General features: G+C 68.8%; 18 protein-coding genes and 1 pseudogene. 11 read left to right on the forward strand and 8 right to left on the reverse strand.

Features of this window, described 5'->3' with window-relative positions; all coding sequences use genetic code 11:
* Positions 1-12 precede the first annotated feature (12 nt).
* The 4 genes and pseudogenes from mreC (at position 13) to rodA (ending at position 4,702) form a co-directional block, all read left to right on the forward strand.
* Positions 13-814, forward strand: a pseudogene (mreC, locus tag IPK71_24795) (rod shape-determining protein MreC).
* On the forward strand, positions 811-1,395 hold the full coding sequence (locus tag IPK71_24800) for a hypothetical protein (GenBank protein ID MBK8216957.1): 585 nt from the start codon (positions 811-813) through the stop codon (positions 1,393-1,395). Before mreC ends, IPK71_24800 begins: the two are co-directional and overlap by 4 nt.
* The gene (gene mrdA, locus IPK71_24805) at positions 1,392-3,563 is read left to right on the forward strand and encodes a penicillin-binding protein 2 (protein MBK8216958.1); all 2,172 of its coding nucleotides are present in this window, start codon (positions 1,392-1,394) and stop codon (positions 3,561-3,563) included. The genes IPK71_24800 and mrdA overlap by 4 nt, the downstream gene beginning before the upstream one ends.
* On the forward strand, positions 3,563-4,702 hold the full coding sequence (rodA, locus tag IPK71_24810) for a rod shape-determining protein RodA (GenBank protein MBK8216959.1): 1,140 nt from the start codon (positions 3,563-3,565) through the stop codon (positions 4,700-4,702). Before mrdA ends, rodA begins: the two co-directional genes overlap by 1 nt.
* Before the next feature lie 111 nt (positions 4,703-4,813).
* On the opposite strand, the gene IPK71_24815 is transcribed toward rodA, so the two are convergent.
* The 4 genes from IPK71_24815 to IPK71_24830 all read right to left on the reverse strand — a co-directional run bounded on the left by IPK71_24815 (position 4,814) and on the right by IPK71_24830 (position 7,795).
* The gene (locus IPK71_24815) at positions 4,814-5,761 is read right to left on the reverse strand and encodes a hypothetical protein (GenBank protein ID MBK8216960.1); all 948 of its coding nucleotides are present in this window, start codon (positions 5,759-5,761) and stop codon (positions 4,814-4,816) included.
* 146 nt (positions 5,762-5,907) lie between these two features.
* Positions 5,908-6,417, reverse strand: coding sequence for a biopolymer transporter ExbD (locus IPK71_24820; GenBank protein ID MBK8216961.1), 510 nt, complete (start codon positions 6,415-6,417; stop codon positions 5,908-5,910).
* 40 nt (positions 6,418-6,457) lie between these two features.
* Positions 6,458-7,027: a biopolymer transporter ExbD gene (locus IPK71_24825; GenBank protein ID MBK8216962.1), complete on the reverse strand. Its 570-nt coding sequence runs from the start codon at positions 7,025-7,027 to the stop codon at positions 6,458-6,460.
* A 123-nt stretch (positions 7,028-7,150) separates the two neighbouring features.
* Positions 7,151-7,795 carry a MotA/TolQ/ExbB proton channel family protein gene (locus tag IPK71_24830; GenBank protein ID MBK8216963.1) on the reverse strand — a complete coding sequence of 215 codons (645 nt, stop codon included), beginning with the start codon at positions 7,793-7,795 and terminating at the stop codon, positions 7,151-7,153.
* Positions 7,796-8,655: 860 nt separating this feature from the next.
* On the opposite strand from IPK71_24830, the gene IPK71_24835 reads away from it, so the two are divergent.
* The 6 genes from IPK71_24835 to IPK71_24860 all read left to right on the forward strand — a co-directional run bounded on the left by IPK71_24835 (position 8,656) and on the right by IPK71_24860 (position 14,067).
* Positions 8,656-9,288: a MotA/TolQ/ExbB proton channel family protein gene (locus IPK71_24835; GenBank protein MBK8216964.1), complete on the forward strand. Its 633-nt coding sequence runs from the start codon at positions 8,656-8,658 to the stop codon at positions 9,286-9,288.
* 20 nt (positions 9,289-9,308) lie between these two features.
* Positions 9,309-9,887 (forward strand): biopolymer transporter ExbD, encoded by a 579-nt coding sequence (locus IPK71_24840; GenBank protein ID MBK8216965.1) that lies wholly within the window; start codon positions 9,309-9,311, stop codon positions 9,885-9,887.
* 12 nt (positions 9,888-9,899) lie between these two features.
* A complete protein-coding gene (locus IPK71_24845; GenBank protein ID MBK8216966.1) occupies positions 9,900-10,508 on the forward strand; it encodes a biopolymer transporter ExbD in 609 nt (202 codons plus the stop codon).
* Positions 10,509-10,759: 251 nt separating this feature from the next.
* A complete protein-coding gene (locus IPK71_24850; GenBank protein ID MBK8216967.1) occupies positions 10,760-11,482 on the forward strand; it encodes a DUF1449 family protein in 723 nt (240 codons plus the stop codon).
* Positions 11,483-11,586: 104 nt separating this feature from the next.
* On the forward strand, positions 11,587-13,500 hold the full coding sequence (locus IPK71_24855) for a hypothetical protein (protein MBK8216968.1): 1,914 nt from the start codon (positions 11,587-11,589) through the stop codon (positions 13,498-13,500).
* Positions 13,501-13,560: 60 nt separating this feature from the next.
* Positions 13,561-14,067: a two pore domain potassium channel family protein gene (locus IPK71_24860; protein ID MBK8216969.1), complete on the forward strand. Its 507-nt coding sequence runs from the start codon at positions 13,561-13,563 to the stop codon at positions 14,065-14,067.
* Here IPK71_24860 and IPK71_24865 read toward each other — a convergent pair.
* Genes IPK71_24865 through IPK71_24880 form a run of 4 tightly spaced genes read right to left on the reverse strand, consistent with a single transcriptional unit; the run spans position 14,036 to position 18,559 of the window.
* Entirely contained in the window at positions 14,036-15,220 is a 1,185-nt protein-coding gene (locus IPK71_24865) for a glycerate kinase (protein ID MBK8216970.1), read from the reverse strand. The two genes, IPK71_24860 and IPK71_24865, sit on opposite strands and share 32 nt — an antisense overlap.
* A complete protein-coding gene (locus IPK71_24870) occupies positions 15,217-15,828 on the reverse strand; it encodes a hypothetical protein (protein ID MBK8216971.1) in 612 nt (203 codons plus the stop codon). Before IPK71_24870 ends, IPK71_24865 begins: the two co-directional genes overlap by 4 nt.
* On the reverse strand, positions 15,825-17,135 hold the full coding sequence (locus IPK71_24875) for an HD domain-containing protein (GenBank protein ID MBK8216972.1): 1,311 nt from the start codon (positions 17,133-17,135) through the stop codon (positions 15,825-15,827). The genes IPK71_24870 and IPK71_24875 overlap by 4 nt, the downstream gene beginning before the upstream one ends.
* Positions 17,132-18,559 carry a site-specific DNA-methyltransferase gene (locus tag IPK71_24880; protein ID MBK8216973.1) on the reverse strand — a complete coding sequence of 476 codons (1,428 nt, stop codon included), beginning with the start codon at positions 18,557-18,559 and terminating at the stop codon, positions 17,132-17,134. Before IPK71_24880 ends, IPK71_24875 begins: the two co-directional genes overlap by 4 nt.
* 113 nt (positions 18,560-18,672) lie before the next feature.
* Here IPK71_24880 and IPK71_24885 point away from each other — a divergent pair, with 113 nt between their 5' ends.
* Positions 18,673-20,787, forward strand: a complete 2,115-nt coding sequence (locus IPK71_24885; GenBank protein MBK8216974.1) for a hypothetical protein — start codon at positions 18,673-18,675, stop codon at positions 20,785-20,787.
* The last annotated feature ends 19 nt before the right edge of the window (positions 20,788-20,806 follow it).

Genomic DNA, 20,806 nt, shown 5'->3' on the forward strand with positions numbered 1-20,806 from the left:
TTGCGCACCAACATGAAGAAGCCGGAGAGCCTCAACGCGCTCGACCGCGCGATTCTTCGGGTGAGCGCGCCCGTCGAGTTCGGGGCCTCGAGCTTGGCTCGCGGCGTCTCGAACGTGTGGGACAGCTACATCTACCTCGTCGACGTGAAGACCGACAACGAGCGGCTCGCCTACGAGAACGCGCGCCTCCGCGAGACCATCCACAGGCTCGAGCAGACGCAGGTCGAGAACCAAGAGCTCCGCCGCCTCCTCCAGCTCCGCGAGGATCCCCGGAGACTTGGTGAGCGCCCAGGTCGTCGCCAAGGACTTCAACGCCTTCTTCCGCGTGACCCGCGTGGTGCTCGATCGCGGCTCGCGGAACGTCCGTCCCCACATGCCCGTCGTCGCCCCCGACGGCGTGGTCGGCGCCGTGCTCCGCGTCGCGGGCGACGCCGTCGACGTGCAGCTCGCGGCCGACGCGGGCTTCGGGCTCGACGTGATGAACGAGCGCACGAAGGCGCGCGGCTACGTCCGAGGCACGGGAGATCCCTCGCGGTACTTCTGCAAGGTCGAGCACGTGGACTCGGCCGACGACGTCGAGGTCGGGGACCTCCTCGTGACGAGCGGCAAGGGCAAGTGGTTCCCGAAAGGGCTCCCGGTCGCCAAGGTCACGAAGGTCACGAAGCGCGAGACCGGCCGCGACCAAGAGGTCGAGGCCCAGCCCACGGTGAGCTTCTCGCGCCTCGACGCGGTGCTCATCCTCGTCAGCCCCCCCGCGGACGACGACAAGGGCGACGCCAAGGACCCGAAAGAAAAGCCGAAACCTAAGCCATGAGATTTACTGCCTTTTTCGGGGCAGGTCTCGCGCTGCTCCTGCTCCAATCGAACCTCTTCCGCGCGGTCGTGCTCGCCGAGCGCTTGCTCTCGTCCTTGCTCGTCGCGCTCCACCTGTCGAGCCACGAGATCCACGTCCCGGGGTTCTTGCCTCAGCTCGTGCTCCCGCTCGTCGTCTACATGGGCGTGCACGAGTACTCGCTCGTGCGCGGGGCCTCGGTCGCGTTCGTGCTCGGGTACTTCACCGACCTCGTGGGCATCGCCCCGGTGGGGCTCTACACGTTCACTTACGTGGCGACGTTCGTGCTCGCGCGCGCGGCGGGCGTTCGTTTCGCGGCGCAGACGCGGTGGATGCAGGTCGTGCTCGCCCTCGTGTTCTCGCTCGTGCACAGCGTGATGGTCGTCATCCTCATCGCGATCTTCTGGAAAGAACGCGACGGGTGGATGCCGCGCATGATCGCGCCGATGGCGTTCCCGCACGTGATCGCCACGAGCATGACGGCGCCGCTCGTGTTCAAGCTCGCGCAGCGCATCCACCTCGCCACGCAGGGAGCCTTGCGGGACGCGGGGGCGCCGCCATGAGCGACAGGCTCGTCCCGAGGTCGGACGTCGGCGAGTTCCGGAAGCGCTACCAGTGGATGGCGCTCTTCGCTTTTTTGGCGTTCGGGGCCGTCGTCGTGCGCCTGTTCCAGCTCCAGGTGGTCTCGGGGAAGGAGTACGCCCAGGTCGCGCACGAGAACGTGATCCGGCGTGTCACGCTGTCGACCACGCGCGGGGTCATCCGCGACGCGTACGGCCGCGTGCTCGCCTCGAGCCGCCCGGCGTTCAACGTCTACATCGTGCCCGGGCGCGTGATGCCGAGCGCTCGGCCCCCGCGGAAGTGGGCGCCGGTCGACGAACGCGACTCGTTCCCGCAGATCGCCGACACCCTGCGCTTGAACCCCGACGAGCGCGCGCGCCTCACGGCGAAGATCCGCGACGCGTGTGTGACGGACGAGGATAAGTCCCCGTGTTGGCACAGCATTTTGGTTCGGGAGGACGTGCCCCGCGACATCGTCGCCGAGCTGAAGCAGCACGCGTGGGAGCTCGTCGGGAGCGAGGTCGTGAGCGCGCCCGTTCGGCTCTACCCGTTCAAGGCCCTCGGCTCGCACATGCTCGGCTACGTCGCCCAGGTCGACGCCGAGACGCTCTCCAAGTTTCGACCCGAGAACTACAAGACCATGACCCCGGAGGAGCGGGCCAAGGTCAACCCGCTCGGCTACGCCCCCGGCGACACCCTCGGCGCGACGGGCATCGAGCGCGCGTGGGAGGCCTACCTGCGAGGGCAACGAGGCTGGGAGAAGCGGGTCGTCGACGCCCGCGGCCGCTACCACACCGGGCCCGAGGCCGACCGCCTGCTCGACGAGCCACGGAGGCAAGAGCCCATCCCGGGCCGCGATCTTCGGCTCACCGTCGACATGGAGCTCATGGAGGGCATCGAGAAGGCCATGCGGTCGCAGGTCTCGGGCGCGGTCGTCGTGGTCGACGTCCGCACAGGACGCCTCCTCGCGCTCTACTCCAAGCCCGACTTCGACCCGAACGACCTCTCGGGCGGCGCGGGCCGCGAGAAGGTGCGCGAGACCTTCAACAAGCTCTACGCCGACGCGCTCCGCCCCATGCTCGACAAGACCATGACCGGCGCGTTCCAACCGGGGTCCACGTTCAAGCCCTTCTCGGCGCTGGCCGCGCTCGAAGGCAAGATGGTGAACCCGCTCGAGAGCGAGCGCTGCGACGGATACCTCTATTACGGCCGACGCGTGTTCCGCTGCTCGCACGTGCACGGTCGCGTCAACATGCGGAGCGCGATCGCCCAGTCGTGCAATATCTACTTCTATAGGCTCGGCGAGACGGTCGGCATCGACAGGCTCGCCAAGGTCGCCGCCGAGTTCGGCCTCGGGCAGAAGACGGGCCTCGGGATCAACCCCGAGGCGCAGGGGCGCGTGCCTACCCGCTCGTGGTACGCCCTCCGGTACAAGGGTCAGTTCCGCATCGGCTTCACTCTCAACTCGGCGATCGGACAGGGCGCGACCACCGTGACGCCGCTTCAGCTCGCGCTCGCGTACGCGGCCATCGGCAACGGGGGCACGGTGTACATGCCGCAGGCGGTGCGCGCGATCGAGGCGTCCGACGGCGCCGTTCTCCAAGATTTCCCTCCTCGCGTGCGCCAGCGCGCGCGTGTCGAGCCGCAGAACCTCCAGCGCATCACCGAGGCCCTCTTCGCGGTCGTGAACGAAGAGCACGGCACGGCGTACCCCGTCCGCGACCCGGCGCTCGACATCGCGGGCAAGACCGGCACGGCCCAGACCGGCTACGTCGCTACCGGAAAAGACAGCGCCAAGACCGCCTGGTTCCTCGCCAAAGACCACGCCTGGTTCGCGTCGTTCGCCCCGTACAAATCGCCCGAGGTCGCGGTCGTGGTGCTCGCCGAGCACGGCGGCTCCGGGCCCACGATCGCCGCGCCGATCGCCATCCAAGTGGTGCGCGAGTACACGCGCCTCCAGGCCACCCGCGCCGGACGCACCCCACCGCCCATGCGCGACGCCCAGCGCCCGAAGCCCCCCGCTCCCCACGGCGGCGGGGCGCCCGGCCAAGCTCCGCCCCCAGGGGCGCCCCTCGACACCCGCGACCCGAACGGCCCTACTGCCCCTCCCGTGCCCGTCGTGCCGACGGCCATTCCCCCTGGCGGCGGCCAAGACGAGGACATGCCCTGATGCGCGAGTTCGGCCTCGGAAACCGCGGCGTCGTGCGCGCGCGCGAGCACTTCGACTGGACCCTCTTCCTCGTGAGCTCGATGCTCGCGGTGGTCGGGGTCATCAACCTCTACTCGGCCACGAGCGCCGCCCGCGCCGCCCTGTCGGACATCTACATCCAGCAGATCTACTGGCTCGTGCTCGGGGGCATCTTCGCCACGGTGATCGCCGCCATCGACTACCGGCACTTCGAGCGGCTCGGGTACGTCGTCTACGCCATCGGCATCGTGTCGCTCATCTTGGTCTTCATCCTCGGCAAGGACATTCGCGGGAGCTCGCGCTGGATCAACATCGGCAGCTTTAGCTTCCAACCAAGCGAATTTACTAAGCTTTGTCTTGTCATCGCGCTGGCCAAGTACCTCCACGACGACCCGAAGAGCGAGGGCCGCACCCTCTCGGATCTCGTGGTGCCTGCGCTCATCGCGGCGGTCCCGACGCTGCTCGTCCTCAAACAACCCGACCTCGGGACGGCCCTCATCCACGGCCTCACGTTCGCCACGATCGCGCTCCTCACGCGCATCAAGTGGAAGAGCCTCGTCAGCCTCGTCGTCGGCGGAGGCGTCGCCCTCCCGCTGTTGTGGACGTACGGCATGAAGGACTACCAAAAGAAGCGCATCACGACCTTCTTGAACCCCGAGGAGAACCTCCTCGGCTCGGGCTGGCACGCGCACCACGCGCGCGTGGCGATCGGCGCCGGCGGCGTCACCGGCCAGGGGTTCATGAAGGGCACGCAGAACCAGTTCCACTTCTTGCCCGACCAACACTCCGACTTCCCGTTCGCGGTGTACGCCGAGGACTGGGGCTTCATGGGAGGGTTCGTGCTCGTCTTCCTCTACGCGTTCTTGGTCCTCTGGGCGATCCGCGTCGCCGCGTCCGCCAAGGATCGCTTCGGCGCCGTGCTCGCGATCGGCTGCGGCTCGATCATCTTCTGGCACGCGATCTTCAACCTCGGCATGGTCACCGGCCTCTTGCCGGTCGTGGGCGTCACGCTCCCGCTCTTCTCGGCGGGCGGCTCGTCGGTGCTCACGATCATGATGTCCATCGGGCTCCTCATGAACGTATCCATGCGCCGCAACGCACCGACGAGCGGCCTCGGCTGACCCGGGCGTCGCGGCGTGCCGCGCGCGAGGGCTCCTTCAGGGCCCCTCGACCGGTCGCGAGGGCCGAGCGGGCCGACGTGGTCTTCCTGCGAGCGGAGGGCTCTGCCGTGGCTACTTCGGAGCCGCGACCTTCGTGAGCTCGGCGGTGACCGCTTGCGCGAGGGCGCAGTTGTTCACTTGCCGGCGCATCGCTGCCATCGTCTCGGCATCGGCCGCGTGATGCTCGCCGGCCATGAAGAACTGGCCTCCGGCGGTGCGGCGGAGGCGCACCACGACGTCCTTCGTTTTCAGGTTCACGACCACGACACGCGCCGGGTGCCCCATCGCCTGAAGCTGCTCGCTCGTGGGGACACCGCCGTCGGCCTCGGCTTTGGCCTCGTCCGTGTCCTCGTCCAAGACGAGCATGAAAAACTGGGCGCGCTTGACGATCTCGATGGCGACAGGGAGCGCACCCACCTGGGCCTTCTCGTACTGCTGCGCGAAGACGCGGAGCCGGGTGTCGTTCTCGGCCGACTTCACCTCGTCGACCCACGAAGGCTCGAGCACGCGCGTGGCCGCGTAGGCCCGGTGGAGGTTCCACGGCCGCTCGTCGGCCACCCCCGCGTCGCCCTCGGGGGCGGCTTGCCCCTTCATGAGGCAGGCGCAGAACCCGTCGCGCTGCGAGGTCGCCGCCGCCGCGCGGAGCGCCTCGACCGTGGTCGCCTCGGCCTGACGAACCCTTAGGTAAATACCCGGAAGCGCACGAAAATCCCAGGTCGCAACCTCGGGCTTGACCAGGTCGTCGAAGCTCGGCGACTTCGCCTCGGCGAGCGCCACGGCCTCGAGGCTGTCGCGGAGGGGGGCCCACTCCTTGCCCACTGTCTCTCCCGCCGCGCGCTGCTTCTTCAGGAGGTCTCCGCGGGCCGCCTCGAGCTCGCGGTTCGACGCGAAATACGCGACCCCGAGGGTCACCAAGAGGCCTACGCCCACGAGCCCGAAGAAGCCGGTCGTCGGCTTCCCGAACTTGCTCGCCTTTCGCTCTTCGCGGAGCACCGCGACCGATTTCAGCCCTCGTTCCATAGAAGCTCCGTCGGCTCCGGCGTGAAGAAGGTTCCCGCCCGGATCTCGATTCACGACACATGCAGTCTACACGCACGGACCCCCGAAAGAGAAACAGCCGCCGGGGATCCCGAGCGGCTGCCTGTCGCTTGCGCCGAAGCGCCGCGTCACTTCTGCTTCGGGATCATGTTCACCATGAAGGAGACGTTCGGGTAGCCCGCGAACGCAGCCGTCTGGAACACGCTCTTCACGACGATGGCCGGCACGTCTTGGTCGACCTGGAGGACGACCACGCCCGGGAATTCCTTGCCCGGGTGGAGCTGCTTCCAGAGCTCGCGCTTGCCCTTGAGCACGTTGAAGAGCTCGTCGATGCGCTGGAGGCGCTTCGAGTCTTCGATCGCGCGCGTGTTGCCGGCGAGGTTGCCGTCGACGAGGATCTGGCTCCCCGCGATGCCCACCATCGGGGCGTCGATCATGTCGAGGGTGTTCTCGGCCTTGGGGAGCGTGACGCCCTTGGCGACCGTCATCTCTCCCGACGCGCTGAACGTCATGAGGAGGAAGACGACGGTCACGACGAGGAAGTCGATCATGCTCGTGAGCGAGAGCGCCGCACCGACCGCTCGTCGCCCGCCGCCCGTCACCTTGTGCTGGACGAACTTGAGCGGGACGAAGTGCATGAGGCGGCGGCCAGGTTGATGAATCGTCATGGCATCCTCCTCAGTTCACCGCGAACGTGACGTTGAACGCGGGGACCTTCTCGGCTTTGCCGCCGACCGTGTAGTCGCGCTTCGCCTTGTAGATCGCGTCGATCACCCCGACGATGTAGACGTAGGGCGTATCGTTGTCGCAGTGGAGCACGGCCTGGTCGAACTTCTTGTCCGAGCCTTCGCGGTGCGACCCCGTCGACTTCCACTCCTGCTCGATCTTCTGGGCGAGCTCGGGGAAGCGGATGACCTTCGTGTTGCCCTCTTTGACGAGGTTGTCCTTGCGCTGGACGTCGGTCGTGTTGATGACCGTTCCGCCCTGCTTCCACACGAGCTTGAAGACGTTCGGGTCCTTCATTTCGACGTGGAGCTGCTTCTCGGGCTCGACGTTGACTTGCTCGTCGGGCCTAGGGGGCCCGGGTACCTGCGCGTCCGCATTGAGGCGCGCCATCTGCGACCACACCGCCGTGATCAACAGGAACGAGATGGTCACCATGAGCAAATCGATGAACGGGATCATGTTGATCTCCGAGTCGGTCTGCCTGCGACCTCCGCCTCCTCCGCCGACGTCTACGCCACCCATGTTGCTGCTCCAACGAATCTAGTTTGGTGAGGAGAGGACCACGGACCCGCCGTGGTCCTCCCTTCGATGGCTTGGCTCATTCGTTCGGAGCGAGGCACGACACGCGCCTCGCTCCGCGTGACCTCACGCCGTGAGGTTCACCTTTTGGCGGTTCGTCACGACGAGGTTGAGCACCTGGACGCTCGCCTCGTTGACGTCGTCCTCGAGCTGCTGCGTCTTGCCGTTGAGGATGGCGAAGCCGATGAGGCCCATGATGGCGACGATGAGGCCGAACGCGGTGCAGTTCATGGCCTCGGAGATGCCTTCGGCGAGGATACGCGCCTTCTGGCTGGGGTCGACGCTCTCGCCGCCGACGGCGCCGAAGCTTTCGATGAGACCGAGCACCGTGCCGAGGAGGCCCGAGAGCATCGAGAGGTTCGCCATGAGGGCGAGGTAGCCGGTGCGCTTCGCGATCTTGGGGACCTCGCGGAGAGCGGCCTCGTCCATCGCGGCCTGGACCTCTTCGTCGGGGCGGTTCACCTTCACGAGGCCGGCCTGGACGATACGCGCGAGGGGCGCGTTGGCGGCCGAGCACATCTTGACGGCCTTCGCGACGTCACCCGCGAGGATGCACTTCTGCATCGTGGCGAGGAACACGTCTTTGTTGATCGAGGAGCCGTAGAGATAGATGGCGCGCTCGATGATGATGCCGATCGTGACCATGGACCAGAAGAGGATGACCCACATCATCTTCCCGCCCTCTTGAAAGTGCTTCCACAAGCCAGCCATCTGAATCCTCCACTCCGGGCGGCGACTCTGCCGCTTTCGTTTCGTTTGCCTCGGCCATCGAGCCGCGGCGCGCGTTCACTGCGTGACAACCATGAGACCCGTGTCTCGTAGCGTCCGGCGCGCGGACGTTATCTGAACGGGACGAGACGACGCAAGCACCTCTTTTTCGGAGAGGCCCACGTGACCCCGCGGGCGCGCAGAATTGCCGGTAGGACGCCTCCCGTCAACAGGACTTTGGGAAAAATATCGGGCACATACGATCTTCGAGGAGGGTCGGAAAATTCCATCCGCGCCACCCTCCCACGAACCGCGGCCAGCTCCCCGAAACCACTCTGAAATCTCGCGATCTGGGGCTCGCGGAGCGCGCGCGCCGGTTCGGCCCCGGTGGTGCCTCGAGGAACGGCCCGGCGTCCTCGATCTCCTCCACCGCGTGTCGACGACGGCGCCGCGTGCCTCGAACGACGCGCGCGAGCGTCCGCGGAGGTCGTGGCCCGCGGCGAGGCGCGTCCGCGCTCCCATCGTGGGCAGCCTCCTTCGCGCCCTCCCCCACTCCTCTCTCTTAAGGGAGGGGCAGACGGCGCCTCCGCGACCGAACACATTGACTTCGCGGATCGGGGGCTTGTATCGTCCGAAATCGATTGGGCGTGACTTGGCCGTACCGACGAATCGACCCGCGTTCGGGGTCGTTCGCTTTCATGATCGCGCCGAGCGGTTCTCGTATACGTTCGTGGGGTTCGCGAAGGTCGGTAGCTCTCGAGTCGAGCACGACGCCGAGTAAGGTTTAGAAAGGAGCATCGGGGATGTTCGTTGCGCTTCTGAGTGAAGGTAAGGCTGCGGCAGGCGGTGGCGGCAGCGGCGGCTTGATGGAGGCGTTCAAAGAGAACCCCATCTTCCTTTCGTTCAACCTCGTCGTCAGCGCGATCGTGCTTGCGGTCGTCATCGAGCGAGCGGTCTTCCAGCTCGGCAAGTACCGCGTGAACTCGAAGGAGTTCTTCGCGCAGATCAAGAAGCTCGTCACGGCGGGCAACATCGATCGCGCGATCAAGCTCTGCGACGCGGGCGACTTTCCCACGCTCCAGCTCGTGAAGGCCGGCCTCACGAACGCGAGCAAGGGCCCCGACGAGATCGACGCCGCCATGAGCGAAAAGATCGGCGAGCTCAAGCCCGCCGTCGAGAAGCGCATCGGCTCGCTCTGGTCGCTCGCGAACATCGCGACCCTCATCGGCCTCCTCGGCACCGTCGTCGGCCTCATCCACACGTTCGGCGCCGTCTCGGACCCGAACCTCTCCGCGGCCGACCGCCAGCGCGTCCTCGCGAACGGCATCGCCGAAGCCATGTACAACACGGCCATGGGTCTCGGCATCGCGGTATCGTGCATGATCGCGCACCTCATCCTTCACCAGCGCGCGAAGAACATCCAGCACGACCTCGACGCCACCCAGGAGCGCGTGTTCAACCTCCTCACGATCCAAACCCGCTCCGGCAACTACTGAGCGGGGACGAAAGCCTCATCATGGCGGAGGAGACCGAAAAGCTATCGGCGAGCCAGCGCGCGAAGATTCGCCGCTTGTCTCAGCCGAAAGAGCTCGCCCCGGACGAAGAGGGCGGCGAGCTCAACATCGTCCCGTTCCTCGACATCGTCACGAACGTCCTCATGTTCGTGCTCGCGACGGTGAGCGTGACGTTCACCGCGACGATCGACACCTACCCGCCCCGCGCGGGGGGTGCCGGCGCGCGGGCCCCCACGACGAAGACCTTGAGCCTCACGGTCATCATCGTCAACGAGGGCTTTAGCATCAAGGCGAGCGGCGGAAACGTCGCGCCCGGGTGCGCCGACACGGGCCCAGGCATCGCCATCCCGAAGAAGGGCAACGACTACGACTTCGAAGGCCTCCGCGACTGCGCGGCCAAGCTGAAGTCCGCCTCGCCCGACTTCGAGAACGAAGAGCAGGTCACGGTCAGCGCGAACCCGAACATCCCCTACCAGCTCGTCATCGGTGCCATCGACCACCTCCGCGAGGTGCCGAACCCGAACGACCCTCAAAAGCCGAGGCGCCTCTTCCCCGAGGTCAACTTCGGTCTGGCGCGCTGAGGAGAGCCCACGATGACGAATCAAGCTCCCCCCACCGGCGCACCGCCGAAGAAGCCCGCCAAGCCCGCCAGCATGGCCACGTACAAGCGTGAGCTCCGCAAGGAGATCAAACGCCGCGCGGTCGAGCCGGAGATAAACTTCCTCAACATCACGGCGATGCTGGACATGATGACCATCATCCTCGTGTTCTTGTTGAAGAGCATGAGCGCTCAGTCGGCGTCGCTCCCGAAGTCGCAAGACCTCACGATGCCGAACAGCTTGCTCACGACGGAGGCCTCGCAAGAGGGCCTCGCGGTGCTCGTGTCGAAGTCGAGCATCGTGGTGGACGACACCGAGGTCTGCAAGGTGCCCGCCGACGCGACCCACGGCGTCGAGGCGAAGTACAAGCGGTCGGGACCGAACGATCTCTTCATCCAGCCTCTCGCCGCGCAGCTCCAGCAATGGCGCGAGCGCGACCGCCAAATTCGCCTCGCGACCGGCAAGGACGCGAACGCGAGCGAGGCGATCCTGATCGTCGACAAGGACACCCCGTACCGCTTGCTCGTCGAGGTGCTCTTCACCCTCGGGCAGAGCGAGTTCGCCAAGTTCCACCTGATGGTCATGCAGTCCCCGAAGAAGTAGCCCTCGGCTCCTCCCTCCCCCGAAGCGCCCCCTCTCGTCGAGGCCGGGCGCTTCGGTTTTTTGTGGGGACGTTGCGCTTGTGGCGCTTGAAGCGCCATGTGTCGCCTCGGAAAATCGGAGGTGAAATCGGCCGCGACGATCTTGTCATGCGCACGTTCGTTCGCACCGTTGGGGGCACGAGCGAGCCGCGATGTCACCGCGACCCCACGTGGGGCGCGAAGCGAGCCAGCGTGCGCGCCGTGGAGAAAGAGATGACTCTCGGGGCATTTTTGTCCGCGTGGGGGAACGCGCCCTTCGGCATCGCGTTCGGCATCGCGCTCGTGTTCGCCGTGCTCTCGTGGAGTGGCGCGCTCTCGCTCCTCGCCGGAGACCACGCGGGTGACGAAGCAGAGGGGCACGACGGCGACGCCGATGGGGACGGCGACGGCGACGGCGATGGAGACGACACGGACGACGCGGACGACGCGGACGACGACGGAGCTCGGGGCACGGCCTCGCAGGTGCTCGGGGCATTCGGCTTCGGGAGGCTCCCGACGTCGCTGCTCTGGCAGTCGTTCGCGATCGTGTTCGGAGTGACGGGCGTCGCGGTCAATACGCGGTACCTGCACGAGGGGGCGCTCCCGTTGCGCTCGCTTTTGGTCTCGGTGCCGGTGGCGCTCCTGGCGGCCTTCGTCGTCGTCGCGCTGCTCGCGCGCTTCGTGGGGCCCGTGCTCGCGGCGGACGCGACCCTCGCGAGCTCACGGGACGAGCTCGTCGGCCACGTCGGCACGGTCATCTCGACGACCGTCACGGCCGACTTCGGCGAGGTTCGCTTCCGCGAGAAGAACGGTCACGACGTCCGCCTCGTGTGCGCGCTCGACGAGGGCTCGCGGATCGCCCGGGAGGGCGAGAAGGTCGTCGTGGTGGGGCTCGCGCAAGGCACGCAGCGGCCCCTGGTCACGCCGCTCGACGACGACCCGAGCGCGCTCCCGTAGCCCTGCGACGCGCGCGCGTCCTCACGCCCGTTCCCCTGCCCCGTTCGCTCGAACGCGAGGCTCAGGGCACCATTTTTCGTAACGTCATCAAGGAGATATGTCACATGCCGTCGATCGAGAACCTCATCGTCATCGGAGGGAGCGTCTTCGCGGGCGTCTTCGTCCTCGTCGCTACGACCCTCGTGCTCTCGCGCTTCTACCGGCGCTGCGGCGCGGACGAGGCGCTCGTCCGCACGGGGTCGGGAGGAAACAAGGTCGTCATCGGAGGGGGCATCCTCGTCTACCCGATCCTGCACCAGCTCCTGCGCGTCTCGCTCCGGAGCGTGAAGCTGTCCGTCGAGCGCAGCGGCAAGAACGCGCTCGTCACGGCCGACAAGATCAAGGCGAACGTGACCACGGAGCTCTACATCAAGGTCGAGCCGATGGCCGAGGACGTGCTCGCCGCGGCGCGCTCTTTCGGGGAGCGAAACCTCGACGAGCACGCGATCGGTGAGCTCATCGAGGGCAAGCTGACCGACGCGCTCCGGAGCGTGGCCGCGAACCAGACGTTCATGTCGCTCCACGGCAAACGGAAGGAGTTTGCCGAGCACATCCAGGCGGCGCTCGCCGAAGAGCTGAAGAAGAACGGGCTCACCTTGGAGAACGTGTCGATCACGTCGCTCTCGATGGTGCAGGTGCGTGATCTCGACGACGACGACGTGTTCGACGCCGAGGGCCTCCGCGCGATCACCGAGAGCGTGCAGACGAACCGCGAGAAGACGAACCAGATCCAGCGCGAGAAGGAGAACCAGATCCACGCGCAGAACGTGACCGCACGGATGCGTCAGCTCGAGCTCGAACAAGCGCAGAAGCAGGCCGAGGCCGACCAAGCCCGGCGCGTCGAGGAGTACGCCGCGGCCCAGCAGGCCGAGATGCAGAAGGCGGTGTTCGTGCAGCAGCAGGCCTCCGAGCTCGCGGCGTACGAGAAGCAGCGCGCCGTCGAGACCGCGCGCATCCAACAAGAGCAGGCGATCGCCATCGCGATGGCCGAGAAACAGCGCGCCGAGCGCGAGGCCCTCATCGCCGCGGAGAAGGCCCAGATGTTCGCCGAGGTGAAGAAGCAGCGGGAGATCGAGGCGGCCGAGATCGAGAAGCGCAAGGCCCTCGAGACGGCGGAGATCGATCGTCAGAAGGTCATCGAAGCGGCCGCCATCGACAAGGAGCGGGCCGTGGGTGCGGCGCTCGTCCAGAAGGAGCAGGCCATGGAGGTCGCGGGCATCGAGAAGGTCATCGCGGTGACGAAGAGCCAAGAGGAGCAGGCCCGCGCGGCAGCCTCCCGCGCGCTCGCGCTCGCCGAGGAAGAGAAGGCTCGCCAAGAGATCACGACGGTCGAGGTGGTCGCCAAGGCCGAGCGCGAGCGAGAGGTCGCGGTCATCGCGGCTCAGGCCGAGGCCGCGGTGCGCCTCGCGGAGAGCGAGGCCGAGGCGCGCATGGCGAAGATCCAAGCCGAGGCCGCGGCCTCACGCGCCAGGACGGAGGCCGAGTCCCGCGTGGTCACCGCGGAGAAGGAGTCGGAGGCCATGAGCCTCTTGGCGAACGCCATCGCGACCAAGGGCGAGGCCGAGGCGACCGCCCGGCGCAAGATGGTCGAGGCCGAGAACGTCCGCAGCATGAAGCTCGTCCTCCAGGACGTCGCCAAGCACGCGATCGACACCCTCCCCGAGGTGGCCCGAGAGCTCATTGCGCCCGCGCACTCCATCAAGGAGATCAAGGTGCTGCACACCACCGGCGGAGGGGCGAGCCAAGGGATGGGGCCCATGGGCGCGATGTCTCCCGTCGTCCGCACGCTGCTCGACGCCGGCGCGGCCTACCCGCTCATGAAGGAGCTGCTCGGGTTCGCCGACGTCGACACGAAGGCGCTCGAGTCGAAGGCGCGCGCGCTGCTCGGCGAGACCTTGGCCGAGGTCGACGAGGACGCGGCACCCAAGGACGGCCCTGCCGCCGTCGCGCCCGAGCCGTCGCCGAAGCGCGCGGCGTGAACCGCGGCGAGCCCCCCACTCGCCATACGCACTCTAACCGTATGATTTTACGGAGTTATCATGCACCCACCGGATCGTCCTTCCCCCCTCGTCGCGCGGATTCTCGCGGAGCTCGTCCGGGGCTCGGGCCCACCGCCTACCTCGCGCTCGTCGCCCTCGTCGGCCCTCCGCGCGGCCGCGTCCGCCGACCCGATGGGAACGCTCGCCTCGACGGTCGCCGCCGCGACCCTCGCGTTCTACCTCGCCGAGCGCGGCAAGAACCCGAAGGTGAGACGGCTCTCCGACGCGCTCGTGTTCGTGTCGACGAGCCTCTCGGTCGGGTACTCCGACATCTTCGCGAGGACGACCGGCGGAAAGGCCATCGCGTCGCTCCTCATGACGGTCGGTCCGGCGCTGTCGGCGCGCGCGCTCGAGGAACCGGGCAAGGACGCTCGCGACGAGGACGAGGCCCGGGCTCTCCGCGGAGACCTCCGAGCTCTCGTGTCGCGCCTCGACGCCCTCACGAGGGCCCTCGGAACGAGCCCCGAGGGCGGTCTCACGCCCGGGACAGGACGACGAGATCCGTGAGGTTGTGACCGCGCGGGAGCTCGACGTGAGCGCCGCGTTCTCGCAGGAGCGCGCCGCTATCGAACGTGCGGAGCGCGGCCTCGAGCTCTCCGCTGCGGCCACGGAACGTGTCGCGATCGACGAGACCACCGGCGTGCCCACTTCGGCCGTCGACCCCGTCGGTCGCGACGACGAGCGCGCTCACCGCGGGAGGGAGCTCTCCCGCGAGCCGGAGCGCGAGGTGGGAGGCCCTCCCGCCGCGTCCGGCCCTCACCTTCGGGACGGCGAGCGTCGTCTCGACGGCGAAGACCCTGGCCGAACGCGGCGCAAGACGGCGTGACTCTGCGAGGAGCTCCCGCACGACCACCTCCAGAGCCGACGCCCCGAGGCGCCCGACGGAAGCCGCGAGCCCATGCGATCTCAGCTCCACCGTGACACGACGCGCGAGGCGCTCCGGCGAGGCCAACTCGACGAACGAAGCGCCCGCGGTGCGTCTTGAACACGCATGGAGAGGGAGGCGCTCTGCGCGATCGCCGAGCCAGCGCCGAGCCACGGCGCGCGCCTCGCGGAGGCCCCCGGTCGACGGGACCGTCGGGCCCGAACCGATGTCCTCGGGGCGCCCGGAGACGACGTCGGACACGATCAGCGAGCACACGGGGCGTGACCCCGCGAACCGGAGCAGCCCACCCCCCTTCACCCGCGAGAGGTGCCTCCGCACGAGGTTCACGTCCTGGATGGGGGCGCCGCTCGCGAGAAGGTCGGCGACGATGGCTCGCTTCTGCGCGAGCGTGAGGCCTTCGACGGGCCAGGCCACGAGCGACGATGCCCCACCCGATACGAGCGCGAGCACGGGCAACCTCGACGCCATGATATTCGCCGCGCGATGCGCCGCACGCACGCTGCGCGCGTCGGGCAACGGATGAGGCGCCTCGACGACCGTCACGGCGCGGTGCCGGTGCGGCGCGAGCGAGCCCTCGGGGATCACGACGAGCCCTCGAGCAAGCGCGTCGGGGCGCGACGCGAGCACGCCCTCGGTCATGGCCGCGGCGGCCTTCCCGAACGCGACCAATGCGAAGGGGCCCGCGAACGGGAGGCTCACCATCGCCCGGCGGACGAGACGAGACGGTTCGAGGTGCGCGAGGGCGCGCTCGACCGCCTCGAGAGCCGCGTTCATGGGGTGAGCCCCACCTCGATCGTCTCGTGCCAGGCAAGGCCGAACGTCACGAAGGCAGCGCGCTCGGCGCGCGTCGACGGATCCTCGGCGGCGAGCCTGTCGGAGAAGCGCCCGCCCCCGTGCGCGGTCAAGAAGAGCCCCTCGGCCTTCCCGAAGAGAGGCAGCTCGATGCCGAGGCTCGCCTGGAGCCCCATGCGCTCGCCGAGCCCGCGCCCGGGAGGTTGGGCGAAGAAGGCGCCGAGCTCGAGCGCGAACGAGTCGATCGCGAGATCCACGAACGCGCTCCCCACCTCTTTGTCCTTGAGCCAGCGCGCGAAAAATAGCGGGCGAACCTCGATGCCCGTCGCCAAGAGACGTCGTGGATCGACACGCGTCCCGAAGCCTTCTTCGTACGTGACGAACACGCCGGCCATCGACAAGTACCGGCCACGCAGCTCGAGGGTCGGTCGGGCGCCGTACGACGCGAGCGTCGCCCCGAGGCCCGGAGCGAGCTCGAGCGCGCCCTCTACGCGGCCGTAGGTCGTGTCGCCGGCCCCCCACGCATCGACGGGCACGAGCGCAGCGAGCGCCACGAGCCCCGCGGAGAGCCCCACGGTAGGAGCTTTCATGACAACCCCAATGCCGCGACCACGTCGTCCCGAAGCTCCGGAGCGAGGACGAGACGCACGCGCGAGAGCACCTGGCCGGCGAGGCGGCCGAGCAGAAACGACACCTCCGAGAGCGGGCGGGGCGGCCCCTTCGCGAACACCACGGTGAGCGGGTCGGCGTCGGCCCCGAACGGGGTGACCTCGGCCACGTCGAGCCCGACGAACGCGTGCGGGTCCAAGCCGTGCCGCACCGCGACCTCACGCGCGACCTCGAGCGCGTCCTCACGCGCACCGGGCAGGGCCTGCTCCCCGAAGAGCTCGATCGTCTTGTGCAGCTTGCGCGTGCGGACACGACGGCAAAGCTCGGCGAGGGGCGCGTCGTTCGCCTTCTCCCACGAAGCGAGGGCGACCCACAGCACGGTGTCGTCGAGCGCGAGATAGTCGCCGAGCTCGGGGGGTGCACCGTTGGCCGAGAGCACGACCGCGCGAGGAGATCCCTCGAGCCGCGCGCCGTCGGCGATGAGGCCGCTCGCGCGCGCGAGGATGGTGCGGATCATCCACTCGGCCGCGCGTGTGGCCTTGTGCAGGTAGACCTGCTGGAACATGAAGAGCCGCGCGAGGATGAAGGCCTCGATCGCGGGGAGACCTTTCGCGCCGTCGATCGCGAGCCGCGGTGCCCCCTGGGCGACGTTGCCGTTCTCGTCGCGTTCGATCGCGAAGCGGAGGCTCCGGAAGAGCCAGTCGAGATCGTAGATGCCGTAGCGAACCCCGGTGGAGTGCGCGTCGCGGAGGAGGTAGTCGCAGCGGTCGACGTCGAGCGTGCCGCTCACGGCCTTCGCGAGGTACGGGAGTGGATGTTCGCCACGCACGAGCGCAGCCACACGCGCGGGCATCCCCGCGTCCTCCGCGGAGAGGACCTTGTGCACGTCGGTGTCCGGAGAGAGCAGGATGCGCTCGGTCCACTCTTCGTGGTGCGCCGTACCCGGGATCGCGTCCTCGAAGAGGTGCGAGAGCGGGCCGTGCCCGAGGTCGTGGAGCATCGCCGCCGCCAGCGCGTCGCGCCCGAGATCACTCGTGATGCGCTGCCAGTACGGGAGCTCTTCGTGGATGTGGCGGAGGCGCGCGAGCAGCTGCTTCATCACGAACGCGGTACCGACGGCGTGGGCGAAGCGCGTGTGCTCGCCCCCGGGGAACGCCATCGAGGCGACGCCGAGCTGCCGAATACGTCGCAGACGCTGGACCTCGGCCGTATCCATGAGCCGCTCGACGATGCGCTCCTCGTCCGACTCGAAGGCCACGAGGCCGTGCACGGGATCTCGGAGAATCATGGGCAGAGGACCTCGCATTGGCCGACGGCGCCGTCGTCCGCGTAGACACGCACGACGAGCCTCTTCGGCGCGCCGTCGAGCGTGGCCGTCCGCGCGACCTTCTCGGGGCGCTTGCCGAGAGATCTCACGCTCGACCACGACGCTCGGAAGGCTCCCCCCGCGTCGCCCGTGGCGTCGATGGCCCAGGAGAGCGGATCGGTTGGCGAGTCGAGCGTCACCACGACGGAGGCCCCGCGCCGCTCGGCCGAGGCCTCCACGGAGAGACTCGGGACCTCCGGAGAGCCCGTCGCTTCGGACAGCTCCGTCGTGATGCCCGCGCGCGCGAGGCGGGCCCACGCAGTGGCGATCGCCACGGGGCTCGGGTCGGACACCACGGCGCGACGCCCCGCGCGCACGGCGGCTTCCGCGGTGGTCCCGCTCCCGGAGAACGCGTCGACGACGAGCCCTCCCTCGGGGGAGCCGGCGCGCACCACGCGGTCGAGCAGCGCGAGCGGCTTTTGCGTCGGGTAGCCGGTGCGCTCGGAGGGCGAGGCGTGCCGCAAGGGAGGCACGTCCGTCCAGAGGGCGTCGACCCGACGTTCGCGGTAGTGCTCGCCGTCGGGCCCGGGCGTGAGGAAGTACTTCACGTAGACCTTGCCGGTCGCCGTGCGCAAGATTCGCCCTTCGGCCGCGAGGCGCTCCACGGAGGCGTCGGTGTAGTCGCCCCGAGGCGCCGTCGTGAAGGGGCGGCCCTCGTCGTCGATTCGGACGGCGCTACGGGGGACGAGCTCGGGCCGCGTCGGAGGGGTAAGTGTCGCACCTTTGCCGCCATAGACCACCAAGGTGTCCAAGGTTCGGCCGAACTGACCGCTCGCGGCTTGGCGACCGAGGTTCGGAGCCCGCCGCCACACGATCTCGTTGAGAAAGCCGTCCTTGCCGAAGATCTCGTCGAGGAGGACGCGGACGAGGTACGCCGCGCGCCAATCGAGGTGGACCCACAGCGTGCCCCGAGGCGCGAGCACCGAAGCCAGGGCCTCGAGCCGCGGCGCGAGCATGTCGAGGTAGCTCTCGAGGCCGCCCTCTTTTCGAGCCCAGCGGTCGCCGTAGGCGTGGGTTCTCGAGATCCGCCCGTCGGCGCGTCCGTCCAGCCGCGCCTCGTGCACGTAGTCGGCGTCGGAGAAAAACGGCGGATCGATGTACACGAGGTCGACCTTCCCGGCGGTCCCCTCTCGCCGCAGCGCGGCCACGAGGTCGAGCGCGTCGCCACGAACGAGGCGCGCCCGTGGCGCGTCGCAGGCCTCGACCACCCGAAGCTCCCCTGTCGGAGCCGCGAGGGGCGCGCGGTCACGCGACGGCCACACGAGGCGCACGGCGCTCTTCGAGGGGGCCTCGTGGCGGGCGGACTGTCCCTTCGCCGATGGCTTCGACCGGGGTGCGGACGGCACGGCGCGAGGCTACCGGACTTTCACGGGTACCCGAACGAGAATCGGGCCCCGATCCCCCGTAGGTCGCGATTTTCCGTGGGGTTTCCGTGGACTGAGGCTAGGCTTTTCTGTCTGTGCACCCGAAGAACGCCTCCCCGCTCCGCCTGACCGACGTCCTCGGCGCGCTGCCCAAGGCCGAGCTCGATGCGCTCATCGCGCGCCTCGGGATCCGCATCGATCCCGCGAAGCGCCTCGACGTGCCCGCGCAGGTGGCGCGTGCGCTCGTCCAGTTGCCGGACCTCCGCGATCCGAGCCGGCTCCCTGCGCCGAGCGTCGAGCTTCTCCACCGCGTCGCGGAAGCCAACGGCGTGCTCGGGGTGACGGCCGTGCCCGGCTCGCTCGAGCCCCTCTCGGCACGAGGCATCGTGTTCGCTCGTGGAAAACGCGGCGCGATCGAGCTCATCTTGCCGATCGCGTACCTCGTGCAGATTCGGTCGTGGGAGGGCGAGGACCCTCGAGGTCTGCGCGCGCTCCTCGCCCAGGCCCCGTTCGAGAGCGCGAGCACGATCGCCGCACACTACCTCGGGCGCCCCGCGACGCCGCCGATCGCGCTCTCGCTCGAGGCCGCGTGGGAGGTGCTCGGAGCCGATGCGCGCCTGGCCGAGGAGATCGACAAGCTCGCCCCGACCGAACGACGGGTCCTCGAGGGCGTGGTCGCCGAGGGTGGCGAGGTCGAGACCGACGAGCTCTTGGAGCTCGAGCGGGAGCCGCTCCGCCTGCGTACGGCGCAGGGCCCCACCCAAACGCGCCGAGGCGTCGGGTTCTCCCTCGAGCGCCGCGGATTCCTCATCCCGATCCACCCGAACCGGCACGTCGTACCGACCGAGGTCGCGCGCATCGTAGGGGCCGCGTCGCACGAAGAGCGTGAGAAACGTCGACGCGACGTGAAGAGCTTCGTCGTCGATGGCGATCACGCGCCGAGGCGCGCTCGATTCACGCAGGACCCGGGCCCCCTCGCCATGGGGCTCGCCCTCGCCGCACGCGAGCCGGGGACCGAGGTGCGCCCGACGATCGGCACGCCCAAGTCGCTCGTCCAGAAGCTCTCCACGCGCTTCGGACGGGACGCGTCGCACGTCGCGATGCTCGTCGCGCTCTCCCGCGCGATTGGCCTTTGGGACGCGGGCGCGCTCAGCCACTCGGGGCCTCCGGGCTCCCACACCATGAGCGATCTCTCGAGGGCGCTCTTCGAGACGTGGCTGCGCGGCGGCGCGTGGGACGAGGCCCGCCCCGAGTCCGAGGTGCTGCGCATCGGCCTCGACGCCCGCGACGGGAGCCCCGTGGGTGTCGTGCGCGAGCTCGTGCTCGAGGCCCTCCGCGAGCTCGGTGAGGACTGGCTCCCGGTGAGCGCGCTCGTCGGGTTCGTCGGCTCCGATCATCGCATTCCAGGCCTCACGCGGCTCTTTCGGCGGTGGGCCGACCGCGTCGGCGTCGAGGCCCCCGCGCCCGCCGACGTGGCGGCGCGGATCCTCAAAGAGAGCCTCCCGGCGTTGGGGATCGTCGACCTCGGCGACGACGACGACCATGTGTCGCTGCGCCTCACGCCCCGGGGTCGCGCGATCGTGTCGCGACGCGACGCGCCCCAGGACGAAGAGAAATCGAAGTTCCTCGACACACACGTGCTGCGGGTCGGGCCGAGCGCCAAGGTCGCCGCCGTGCTCGGGATCGCTGCGTTCGTCGAGGTGGGGCGTATCGGCGCGGAGCTCGACCTCCTCGTGGCCCCTCAGACCCTCGCGAGGGCCCTCTCGGCGGGCTTCGAGGCCGACGTGCTCCGCCAGCGAATCGAGGCCGTGGCTCCGCTCCCCGAGTCCCTCTCGCGCACCCTCGAGCAGGCGAGCGTCGTGCTCGGGCGCGGCACGTTCTCGGCGGCGAGCGGCTTTTTGTGGGTCGAGGACGCCAACATCCGCGAGCTCCTTCGTGGCTCCAAGTCCACGCAGGAGCTCTTCGTCGATCCGTCGCCCCAAGGTGGGCTCCTCGTGCAGCCGGGCGTGGACACGGACCGGCTCGCGCGCCGTTGCCGAACGGTCGGCGTCGAGATCGTGTCCGAAGGGGCCGTGGTCCGCGCGCGAACCGTGCCTCCCCCTCCCGTCGCGCCCAAGTCGCAGGTCACGCGATCGTCGCGCAGCGACCTCGCACGCGTGACCCCGCCGCCCCGTGCGGCCACGCCACCTCCACGCAAACGCGAGAGCTGATCCTCGTCGCAGGGTGACC

Source organism: Myxococcales bacterium (assembly GCA_016712525.1).
Lineage (GTDB): Bacteria > Myxococcota_A > Polyangia > Polyangiales > Polyangiaceae > JAAFHV01.